The sequence below is a fragment of the Vibrio sp. D401a genome (assembly GCF_030248515.1).
GTDB lineage: Bacteria > Pseudomonadota > Gammaproteobacteria > Enterobacterales > Vibrionaceae > Vibrio > Vibrio rotiferianus.
This window is the reverse complement of the sequence record NZ_JAHGAI010000002.1, coordinates 107,992-119,244: the sequence shown is the minus strand read 5'-3', so window position 1 is coordinate 119,244 and position 11,253 is coordinate 107,992. Positions and strand designations below refer to the sequence as shown.

Annotated in this window: 8 protein-coding genes; 6 read left to right on the top strand and 2 right to left on the bottom strand. The window is 43.9% G+C overall.

Going from position 1 to position 11,253, the window contains the following annotated elements:
• The first annotated feature begins 284 nt into the window (after positions 1 to 284).
• The 3 genes from KIV41_RS02790 to KIV41_RS02780 all read left to right on the top strand — a co-directional run bounded on the left by KIV41_RS02790 (position 285) and on the right by KIV41_RS02780 (position 4,913).
• Complete coding sequence (locus tag KIV41_RS02790; RefSeq protein WP_285335622.1) at positions 285 to 1,391, top strand: efflux RND transporter periplasmic adaptor subunit; 1,107 nt, start codon at positions 285 to 287, stop codon at positions 1,389 to 1,391.
• Positions 1,391 to 4,504, top strand: coding sequence for a multidrug efflux RND transporter permease subunit VmeF (vmeF, locus tag KIV41_RS02785; RefSeq protein WP_285335621.1), 3,114 nt, complete (start codon positions 1,391 to 1,393; stop codon positions 4,502 to 4,504). Before KIV41_RS02790 ends, vmeF begins: the two co-directional genes overlap by 1 nt.
• Before the next feature lie 226 nt (positions 4,505 to 4,730).
• A complete protein-coding gene (locus KIV41_RS02780; protein WP_128826809.1) occupies positions 4,731 to 4,913 on the top strand; it encodes a type II secretion system protein in 183 nt (60 codons plus the stop codon).
• Positions 4,914 to 4,970: 57 nt separating this feature from the next.
• Here KIV41_RS02780 and KIV41_RS02775 read toward each other — a convergent pair whose 3' ends face one another.
• Positions 4,971 to 5,546 carry a porin family protein gene (locus KIV41_RS02775; protein WP_010447071.1) on the bottom strand — a complete coding sequence of 192 codons (576 nt, stop codon included), beginning with the start codon at positions 5,544 to 5,546 and terminating at the stop codon, positions 4,971 to 4,973.
• A 133-nt stretch (positions 5,547 to 5,679) separates the two neighbouring features.
• On the opposite strand from KIV41_RS02775, the gene KIV41_RS02770 reads away from it, so the two are divergent.
• Complete coding sequence (locus KIV41_RS02770) at positions 5,680 to 5,997, top strand: DUF1244 domain-containing protein (protein WP_005431642.1); 318 nt, start codon at positions 5,680 to 5,682, stop codon at positions 5,995 to 5,997.
• A 74-nt stretch (positions 5,998 to 6,071) separates the two neighbouring features.
• Here KIV41_RS02770 and KIV41_RS02765 read toward each other — a convergent pair whose 3' ends face one another.
• Positions 6,072 to 7,166 carry a PLP-dependent cysteine synthase family protein gene (locus KIV41_RS02765; RefSeq protein WP_038882747.1) on the bottom strand — a complete coding sequence of 365 codons (1,095 nt, stop codon included), beginning with the start codon at positions 7,164 to 7,166 and terminating at the stop codon, positions 6,072 to 6,074.
• 145 nt (positions 7,167 to 7,311) lie between these two features.
• Between KIV41_RS02765 and KIV41_RS02760 the strand changes: the two genes are divergently transcribed.
• Both KIV41_RS02760 and KIV41_RS02755 read left to right on the top strand, forming a co-directional pair.
• Positions 7,312 to 7,782 (top strand): Lrp/AsnC family transcriptional regulator, encoded by a 471-nt coding sequence (locus KIV41_RS02760; protein ID WP_038882749.1) that lies wholly within the window; start codon positions 7,312 to 7,314, stop codon positions 7,780 to 7,782.
• Positions 7,783 to 8,172: 390 nt separating this feature from the next.
• Positions 8,173 to 11,211 carry a cadherin repeat domain-containing protein gene (locus KIV41_RS02755; protein WP_285335620.1) on the top strand — a complete coding sequence of 1,013 codons (3,039 nt, stop codon included), beginning with the start codon at positions 8,173 to 8,175 and terminating at the stop codon, positions 11,209 to 11,211.
• Positions 11,212 to 11,253 lie beyond the last annotated feature (42 nt).

The window sequence follows — 11,253 nt, the reverse complement described above, 5'->3', positions numbered from 1 at the left end:
CAGGGTATTTTTATACTTAAGATTTGTTTTCCCAACACATCTCTCAAGTGCGGAGCGCATCATAGCAAACTCGCTCCGGCTGTAAAGCGTTTTTCTTACGTTTTTACGTTGAATGCTGCCTTTTTGGGCAAAGATGGTAGAAAGTCAGCGTTTTGTATGTCGTTTATACAAAAGAGAAACTGACTTTTTACTTGAATTTACACTACTTGACGTTAGGCGTCGTATCAACTGATAAACTGTATTCAGTTTAATGACATAAGTTTATCTGATTAGTAGTCAAAATTATGAGTATGAGAGCCACTTTATCTGTTTTAACGCTTTCTATTTTAATGGCATCACCAGCCGCTTTTGCAGCCAAACGTGGTCCATCAACAGTTACGGTGGTAACTGAGCAAGTAGAGACGCATCAAATCAACCAGTCTTTGTCACTGATCGGCAAGCTTGAAGCTGCCCAATCGGTTGTTGTTGCTTCTGAGGTTGCTGGCAAGGTGAAAGAGATCGCCGTAAAAGCCAACCAAAACGTTCAACAAGACCAACTTCTTATTCTATTAAATGACGATAAAGCGCAAGCGGCATTAGTAGAAGCAAAAGCTTACCTAAAAGATGAGCAACGTAAGTTAAAAGAGTTTCAGCGTTTGGTTAAACGAAACGCCATCACTCAAACAGAAATCGATGCACAAAAAGCGAGCGTAGAGATTGCCGAAGCACGTCTTGATGCATCAAAAGCCAACTTAGCGGACCTAAATATCAGTGCACCTTTTGCCGGCACCGTTGGTTTTATCGATTTCAGCCGAGGAAAAATGGTGAGCGCAGGTTCTGAGCTACTGACTCTGGATGACCTTTCTGTCATGGAGTTGGACCTGCAAGTACCAGAGCGTTACCTGTCGATGCTGTCTGTCGGTATGGAAGTTCACGCGACGACCAGTGCTTGGAACGGTGTTGATTTCGTCGGAAAAGTAACTGGTATCGATACTCGCATCAGTGCAGAGACTTTGAACCTACGTATTCGTATTGAATTCGACAATCCAGAAAACCATCTCAAGCCGGGCATGCTGATGAATGCTTCTTTGGCGTTCCCTGCAATTGAAGCGCCTATTATCCCAGTTCAAGCTCTGGAATACTCCGGTACTAAGCGTTTCGTGTACGTTATTGATGAAGACAACAAAGCGAAGCGTCAAGAAGTGCTCTTGGGTGCACGTGTAGATAATGAAGTTGTGATTGAATCTGGTGTTGAGATCGGTGACAAGATCGTCGTGCAAGGCATTGTGAACATGCGTGATGGCGTAGAAGTAAAAGAGATCGTTGCACCTGGCAAAGTGAAAACCGCTGATGCAAGCGGTGAGCAAGGTGTGAAAGGCTCGCAAGGCAAAGCGGCTAAGGAAGCAAACTAATGTTACTTTCTGACGTTTCCGTAAAACGCCCAGTTGCCGCGCTGGTATTGAGCATGCTGCTATGTGTATTCGGCTTTGTGTCGTTTACCAAACTTGCAGTACGTGAAATGCCAGACATCGAAAGCCCAGTGGTCTCGATCAGTACGCGTTACGAAGGTGCTTCAGCAACCATTATCGAGAGTCAAATTACCTCAGTGTTGGAAGACCAACTTTCGGGCATCAGTGGTATAGACGAAATCAGTTCGACGACGCGTAACAGTATGTCGCGTATCACTATTACTTTTGAGTTAGGTTATGACCTCAATACGGGGGTAAGTGACGTTCGTGATGCGGTTGCTCGTGCTCAGCGCTCGTTGCCAGATGAAGCTGACGACCCTGTGGTGTACAAAAACAATGGCTCTGGCGAAGCTTCCCTCTATATTAACCTTAGTTCTTCTGAGATGGACCGAACACAGCTAACGGATTATGCCGAGCGCGTACTCATGGATCGGTTTAGTCTTATCTCGGGCGTAAGTTCTATCGATCTTTCTGGTGGTTTGTACAAAGTCATGTACGTGAAACTAAAACCAGATTTGATGGCGGGGCGCTCGGTGATCGCTTCAGATATTACGTCAGCACTTCGTAGTGAGAACTTGGAAAGCCCTGGTGGTGAGGTACGTAACGACTCCACTGTTATGTCAGTGCGAACCGCTCGTACTTACAACACGCCAGAAGATTTTCAATATCTGGTCGTAAAACGTGCAAGCGACAACACGCCAATTTACTTAAAAGACGTAGCAGATGTCTTCATCGGTGCAGAGAACGAGAACTCGACCTTTAAAAGTGATGGTGTCGTAAACATCAGTTTGGGCGTTGTCCCTCAATCAGATGCGAACCCATTAGAAGTGGCGAAAGCTGTTCGCTCAGAAGTCGATAAGATTCAGAAGTTCTTGCCGGATGGTACTCGTCTTGCGATTGACTATGACGCAACGGTATTTATCGAGCGTTCTATTGCAGAGGTATACAGTACGCTCTTTATTACTGGTGGTCTGGTCATTCTGGTTCTTTACATCTTTATTGGTCAGGCTCGTGCGACGTTGATCCCAGCCGTAACGGTACCCGTCTCGCTTATTTCTTCCTTTATAGCCGCTTATTACTTTGGCTTCTCTATCAACCTGATTACCTTAATGGCGCTTATCCTGTCTATCGGGCTGGTAGTGGATGATGCGATCGTTGTCGTAGAGAACATCTTCCACCATATCGAACGCGGTGAGTCTCCTCTATTGGCTGCGTACAAAGGTACCCGAGAAGTAGGTTTTGCCGTTATCGCAACTACGCTAGTTCTGGTGATGGTGTTCCTACCGATTTCCTTTATGGATGGCATGGTTGGTTTGTTATTTACCGAGTTTTCAGTATTGCTGGCAATGTCGGTGATCTTCTCTTCGTTGATTGCACTAACACTGACACCAGTGCTGGGCAGTCAAATTCTAAAAGCGAACGTAAAACCAAACCGATTCAATCAAGTGGTTGACAAGTTGTTTGCTAAGCTAGAGGCCGGCTATCGTGCTGCTCTTAAAGGAGCGTTAAAGATTCGTTGGGCAGCTCCTTTGGTTATCCTTGCTTGTATGGGTGGCAGTTACTTCTTAATGAATCAAGTACCAGCACAGTTAACTCCACAAGAAGACCGTGGTGTTATCTTTGCCTTTGTTCGTGGTGCGGATGCGACTTCTTACAACCGTATGTCGGCTAACATGGACATTGTAGAAGATCGTTTGATGCCACTTTTAGGCCAAGGTTTCCTGAAATCATTCAGCATCCAAACGCCGGCATTTGGTGGGCAAGCTGGTGACCAAACGGGTTTCGTGATCATGATTCTGGAAGACTGGAATGAGCGCGATGTCACCGCTCAAGATGCCTTGAATCAAGTACGTAAATCATTGGCGGGCATTCCAGATGTGCGTGTGTTCCCATTCATGCCGGGCTTCCGCGGTGGATCGAGTGAACCCGTGCAGTTTGTATTAGGTGGTTCGGACTACGATGAGCTTTTAGTCTGGGCAGAAATGCTGAAGAACAAGGCCGAAGAATCCCCGCTGATGGAAGGTGCAGAGATCGACTATTCTGAGAAAACGCCTGAGCTCCTTGTGTCGGTTGATACGCGCCGTGCAGCAGAATTAGGCGTTAGCGTAAAAGACATTTCAGATACTTTGGAGATTATGCTGGGTGGTAAAAGTGAAACTACCTATGTTGACCGTGGTGAGGAGTATGATGTCTACCTACGTGGTGACGAAAACAGCTTCAACAACGCGGCTGATTTAAGCCAGATTTACTTGCGAACTGACAGTGGTGAACTGGTGACTCTAGATGCCGTTACTAAGGTAGAAGAAGTCGCGGCATCAATTCGTTTGTCTCATTACAACAAACAGAAGTCGATCACTATTACAGCAAACTTATCGGAAGGCTACACCTTAGGCGAAGCACTCGACTTCTTAGATCAACAGGCGATTGATAACCTACCAGGTGATATCTCAGTAAGTTACTCGGGAGAGTCAAAAGACTTTAAAGAGAACCAAGCCAGTGTTGCTGTTGTGTTTGCCTTGGCATTGCTGGTGGCATACCTAGTGCTAGCTGCGCAGTTTGAAAGCTTCGTTAACCCACTGGTGGTAATGTTCACTGTACCTATGGGGGTATTTGGCGGCTTCCTTGGTTTAGTTGTGATGGGCCAAGGGATGAACATCTACAGCCAGATCGGCATGATCATGTTGATCGGTATGGTAACCAAGAATGGTATTTTGATCGTTGAGTTTGCTAACCAGCTGCGTGACCGTGGCATTGAGTTTGAAAAAGCGATTATTGATGCGGCTGCGCGCCGCCTTCGTCCGATCATGATGACGGCATTTACGACGCTTGCTGGTGCAATCCCTTTGATTATGTCTACAGGAGCTGGCTACGAAAGTCGTGTGGCCGTTGGTACGGTTATCTTCTTCGGCATGGGCTTCGCGACGTTAGTTACCCTGTTCGTTATTCCTGCGATGTACCGATTGATCTCTGCGAAGACTCGATCACCTGGTCATGTCGAGGCTGAGTTGAACAAAGCACTGAGTCACGATACAAAAGGGCGTATTGCGCATCCGTAGGTTATTCTTGCTAAGATTTTGAAATTAAAAGCCGAACGTTTTTTGTTCGGCTTTTTTGTATTTTTTGTCTGATGATTTATAGATCTAATGATAATTGTTGGTTATTATTTCGCCACTTCTTCGAGGGGCACAGGATTTGCTCATCGTGTTTGGCTGAGCGTTTGGTCTTTTTGGGTGCTGCATTCGCAAGGAATGATGCTGTGCCAATGATGGTATGAGGTGTTTCTTGAAAAAGTGTCGTGGTAGTTATTTGATTGAAATGGTTGCGGTAATGGGGATGGTTGTATTGTTTGCGACAACCGTTTTACCTCAGTTTGCCAACGTTCTAAAAGCAAAAAGTGAGAAAACGTTGCAATCTGTTGAGCATCGTGTCCATGTCGATCAAAAGCACGATGAGATAGTTCTTTAGAATAAAGAAAGCCGAGGTCATATGCCTCGGCTTTGGTTTTCTTTGCAGAATTTTAAATCAGAAGTTCTTGCCAATACTGATTTGAAAACCGTCATACTTGTCGTAAAAATCATCCAGCTCCACATCAGCAAAGCCGTATACGTATTCTGCTTTTAGCCAAAAATTTTGGTCAATATCCCATTGTAAACCACCGCCTACGTTGAACATCACGCCGGAATTATCATCAACGTTATCGAGTGATTCGATATACATCTCTGCTTGAGTTAGTAGTGCGCTAGCACGACCGAATAGTTTAAATGGAGTATCGCCAAGGTAAGGTGAAGTCGCTAAACCTGACACACCAAATTGGTAGTAGTGTAGATTGATTTTTTCACTGGTTGGTTGGAATTTCAGTTCGCTTTGTGTGTAACGTACGACACCTTCTACTGAAAAGTACTCATTGATATTCTTACCCCAACCGATAGTGATATGCGGGTTTGCAAGTTCGCTTTCGGTATTGCTGCCAAATTTAGGCGTTTCGTAACCAATATTACCGCTACCTAAGTAGAAGTACATGTCTTGATCTTTTGGTTGAGCTGCATAAGCAGAAGCGCTTAATGCGATTGTAGACAGCAAGAAGATGGCATTTTTCATAATATGACTATAACCTTTGGTGGTACTAGCAGTTGAGTTTAATCAATGAGATAGAGGTTGGGTATATTAACAGCCTGAATAGACGGTTAGTCAACTAGCAGTGATCTCAATTCTAAAAATAAAGGAAAGTAAAGTGGCTGAATTCAAATACAAAAATCTGACCCAAGAAGAGCAAGACAAACTTGACGCAGCAACATTTCGTCGTCTGTTGGCGCATTTGGATGCAAACAAAGATGTGCAAAACATCGATCTAATGATCCTTGCGGGCTTCTGCCGCAACTGTTTCAGTAAATGGTACAAAGCAGAAGCGGAAGACCTTGGTGTGGATATCGATATTGATGATGCGCGTGAGCGTGTTTACGGTATGACTTACGATGAGTGGAAACAAAACCACCAACCTAAAGCAACACCAGAGCAGTTGGCTGCATTTGAGGCTCGTCAGAAAAAGTAACGCTTCTTAGTGCAAAGATAATAAAAAAACAGCCCGCTGAATGAGCGGGCTGTTTTTGTATGTGAAGTCTGATTTTATTCAGTGATTGGACCGCAGCATGCTGGCTCAACGCAGCCTTTCGACTGAATAATTTCAAGCTGTGCAAGGTAAGGTTGAATGTCACCGATGTTCTCTTTTACCCACTCTGTGTTGTAGTAAGTGTCTAGGTAACGTTCACCTGAATCACAAAGTAGTGTCACGATAGAACCTGTCTCACCACGTTGCTTCATTTCACATGCAAGCTGAAGCACGCCATATAGGTTAGTACCTGTCGATGCTCCCACTTTACGACCGATCAAGCCAGACAGCCAATGCGCCGTTGCAACACTTGCTGCATCAGGGATTTTGCGCATTTCGTCTACAACGCCAGCGATAAAGCTTGGCTCTACGCGTGGACGACCGATACCTTCGATCTTGCTGCCGTTTTCGCCCTTGATGTCCGCGTTGCCAGATTGGAAGTAGTCGTAGAACACAGAGTTATCAGGATCAACTACACACAGTTTTGTGTCGTATTTTTGGTAACGAATGAATCGACCAATCGTTGCAGACGTACCACCTGTACCTGGGCTCATCACAACCCAGCTTGGGATTGGATGATCTTCTAATTGCATTTGGCTAAAGATAGAGTTCGCGATGTTGTTGTTACCACGCCAGTCTGTTGCACGCTCAGCGTAAGTAAATTGGTCCATGTAGTGACCGTTTAGCTCTTTCGCTAGACGACGAGACTCATCATAAATTTGGTCTGAACGGTCAACCAAGTGTGCTTTACCACCGTAGAATTCAATTTGTTCAATTTTCTTACGTGCAGTGGTTTTTGGCATCACCGCAATAAATGGTAAGCCTAGAAGACGCGCGAAGTACGCCTCAGAAACTGCTGTACTGCCTGATGACGCTTCAATCACCGTGGTTTCTGGACCGACCCAACCATTACAAATTGCATAAAGGAATAGTGAACGAGCCAAACGGTGCTTCAATGAACCGGTTGGGTGCGTGCTTTCATCTTTTAGATAGATGTCGATACCTTCCAAAGAAGGTAGATCTAATTTGAATAGGTGAGTATCTGCTGAGCGTTGAAAGTCTGCTTCGATTTTGCGTACAGCATTGTTGATCCAGTTGTGGTCAGTACACATAACGTGACTCCTCGAAATTCTGTAGGGTAGTTGTTTTTGTCTATAGGAATAATCTACCTATAACCCTAGAGAAAAACTTTGCTATTATTGTTTTGTTATTCACCTTTGGTAGAAAAGTTTTCTCTAAATCAGGAAATAGCTAGGAATGAGCTTAGACAAAATCGACAAACAGTTACTTTCTTTACTCCAAAACGACGGAACCTTGTCATTAAATGACTTGGCGGAGCGAGTCAATCTCACCACCACACCTTGCTGGAAGCGTTTAAAAAAGCTCGAAGACGAAGGCTATATCGAGAAGCGAGTGGCGTTGCTAAGTGCTGAGAAGCTGGATTTATCTTTTATTGCATTTGTGCAACTTAAGACTAGCGACCATTCAGAAGGGTGGTATCACCACTTTGTAACCACCGTAAGTGATTTCCCTGAAGTCATGGAGTTCTATCGGATGGCTGGGGAATACGACTATATGATGAAAGTTGTCGTAAAAGACATGAAGCGCTTTGATGAGTTCTACAAGCGATTGGTCAACAGCGTGAAAGGTTTATCCAATGTCACCTCAACCTTTGCAATGGAGCCGATTAAGTACACTACGGAACTGCCGATAAGTATTAGCTTGTAACCTTCTGCAAGTTTTGAGAAATGGCTTTACCTACCACAAGTTGAGACAACTGATATTTACTCCCCATATCATTGGTAATGAAAGTTCATTTGAACAGATGAAAAATCCACAAAAAATCGACATATCACGACTGTTTTTGTCTTATTTTTGAGAAATAATTCAGAAAAACCTCTGAGTATCTAACCAGTACTTTGTACATTTTATTTTTCTAATGGAAATAGGTAAACGTTTGCGTTTTGGTGGGATGCCGTGTTTTTGACGACGTTAGTGACCTTTGTGGGATGTTTCATCGGTTTTTCAACTATTTGCCCATCGAAGAAAAGGCTGTTGATGAATAAAACATCGTATTATTATCGCCGCACCTTGGGATGTAACTGATTATTACAAAAAATGAAAAATTACTTTTTAACTGCTTGCTTTATTGCCGCTTTATCGGGTTGTGGTGGTGGAGATACTTCATCTCCTTCAGCACCGCCAACTGCTACCGTCACCAAACAGGTTCGTCCAGCGCTTGAAAGTGAAGACTCTTCACTTATTTTCAATGGTTCTGGAACCGTAACTCATGCCATTTTACGCAATGTTCATGGGACGATTACATATCAAATTTTAGATTCGACTCCTCCAAATGTAATCGCGATTGATGAATACGATCAGCTTCAAGTGCTGCGCCCAGGAACAGCTACGGTAAAAGCAGTGGATTCCAGCTCTTATTATGAGCAATCTGAGTCAGTGTTTACATTGACTGTAGAAAGAGGTGCGAACACCGAGCTTATGGTAAATGATTTACACATTAACCCGACAGAAAGAGGCGATAACTCGCTAACTGTGCGAGGTCAGAAGGGTGATCTCACATTCTCGGTAGCTTCCGGAGATGAGCACCTTATTCGTGTAGATCAAAAAGGCTCAGTTCAGCCCGTCGGTCCAGCTGGTGTTGCTACTGTAATTGTTGCTGATAGTGGTAATGATTTTTACCAACCTAAAACCATTCACGCGCGCGTGGTTGTTCATGAAATCAGCGCAGATCAACTTCAGTATGCTTGGTTAGAAACTGAGTATCGTGAAGGAATCACATTGGAGCCAAAGAGATTAGATACAACCGATCTTGATAGTGTCTCATTTCGAATTGTAGATAGCTATCCTGATGATAATGTAGCAAAAATTTTGAACTCTGAAACTGGTTTGATTCTGGCGCGTAATACCGGGCGTGTGACTATTGAAGCTGTTGCCAACTATTCAGATTCCTACGATCATAAACAACAGACTGCTTACTTTACCTTAGATGTGCTTCAAGGTAAGCGTGAACCACTTCAGGTTAGCAACATTGCAGTAACTTATGCGGAAAATGGTTTTGTATATCCGAATGTCTCTCATGCCCGAGGAGCCCTTTCTTACCGTGTACTGAGTGGTGAAGATGCAATCACAGTCAGCGAAGATGGTAAGAAACTCAAAATCCTTGGTGTAGGTCAGGCTCAAGTGGAAGTGCGTGAGAGTAGTCTAAGAAACTATCCAAGCAGCAAAACTACATTTGATGTAGAAGTTAAACGAGCATTAAATTCTCGTATCGAAAACGTCGAATTGAAACTCATTTATCATCCAGACCTGAGAATTCCATTGGAGTTTCCGGGGCAGAAAGGCCAGATCAGTTTGGTTGAACAGCTACCTAGTGGCTTACGCTTGGTTAATGATGAAATTGCAGTTGACCAGGCCGGGCATTATTTGCTCACTCTTGAAGATAACGGTGGAAGTGAATATCAGCCAGCTAGGTTTAGTGTTGATATAGATGTTGCTAAGGCTGTGGGCGAGAAGTTGTCTGTTCACAACTATGAAGAAGTTTACAGCAAGGATTTACAACTGACCTTAGAGCGTGACTTTGAGGCTTACAAAACATTTGATCACGTTGAAGTGTTGAGTAACTCGAACCCAGAGGTAGCAAATGAGATTGCTCGAGGACTGATCCATGTATACCGTTCGGGCAGAACAACTCTTGTTTTAAGGAGAGCTGAGAGTACAAACTATACGGCAGGTCCAGAGCAAGAGGTGAAGATCAACATTTTAAATGCGCCTAGCCGAATCCATGTAGATTCAAAAATCGATGCTGTGTGGAGGCCGAACAAACCATATTTGTCTCTACCAAAGATCACAGGAACAGTCGGCGAAGTATCTTATAAGATTGCCGAAGGTGAAGATGAAGATGTCGTATCAGTCGACGTTCATTCGGGAGAAATGCGAATCTTAAACGCTGGCAGCACAATGGTCGTAGTCTCTGATACTGGTAGCGCCCAATATGACCCAGGTCATGGTAGCTTTGCGGTGAATATTACTCAAGCAGACAACCCTGTTGATATCAAATACCCAACGGTAGATTTCCAACACGGTAAGAAAGTGGTACCAGAAGTATCCGCTGTAGATATTGAGACGAGCTATAGGTTGCTTAGCCAGACTAGGCCTGTCGTTACTCTGGAGTCAAAAAACACGGGTGAAGTATCAGTTCTTCATGCTGGTAGCTATAAACTCGAAGCGACTCTTTCTGCGAGAAACTACAAAACCAAAACGCTATCTGTTAATGGCTCTATTACGAAAGCCGATCACCCTGGGTTATCGAGTACATCGCAGCCTGTTAATTTTGAGCCGTTTAAGGCTATTACTCTTGAGCTAGGTCCTGCTATTGGGATGCGTAGTTATGCGTTTGAGAATACGATCAGCCAAGAACTGGCTACGCTAAATGCTCAAACCGGCGTTGTTACTTTGAACGAATATTCACCCGCTCATTCTATCAAATTGAAGGTCTCTGAAGCAGAGTCTGAAGACTATAAGGCTATGAGCGACAAAACTATCTCCATACCAGTTACTCTTGACAAGTCTGATGCTGATCGTGAATACACGTTAACTGGTGGTCAAACGGTAGTCGTTAGTACTTTAAGTGCGCCAGAGTTTGCGAATCTGCAAGATTCCGAATTTGGTCTCATGGGTGTGCGTGGAGTAAGAGAACCTACGGATGGTGAGATAGCTTCCTACGGCAAAGGAAAGGTCGTTTTGCTGCAAATGAAATCAATCGATAACCCTGAAGCATCACCAAAAGGTATGTGGATGCATATTGCTCGTATTGATGACTGCTTGTCATTACTAGACGAAGATAATGTTAAACCGTTTCAGGCGATCAGTTATCTAGATGATGGTTATTGCAAAACCGGTAGAACCCTGCGTATGACAAGGTTTTTGGTGATTGATGATAGCCAATTGAACGATGGAGAAACCTATAAAATCGATAGTCCATTAGTTTATTACCGTAAGGGCGCTCGTAAGTTTCGAGCGGATGATTTTGGTGGCTCTTATGCGGATCCTGACGTAATTTATGGGGTATCTAAATACGGATGGCATAAATCACTCTATGAGTGGGGCGTTATTCAAATGAATTATAAAGTGAATTAAAAAAGGGGAGTGCAGCGCACTCCCCTTTTTAAATTTACGTAT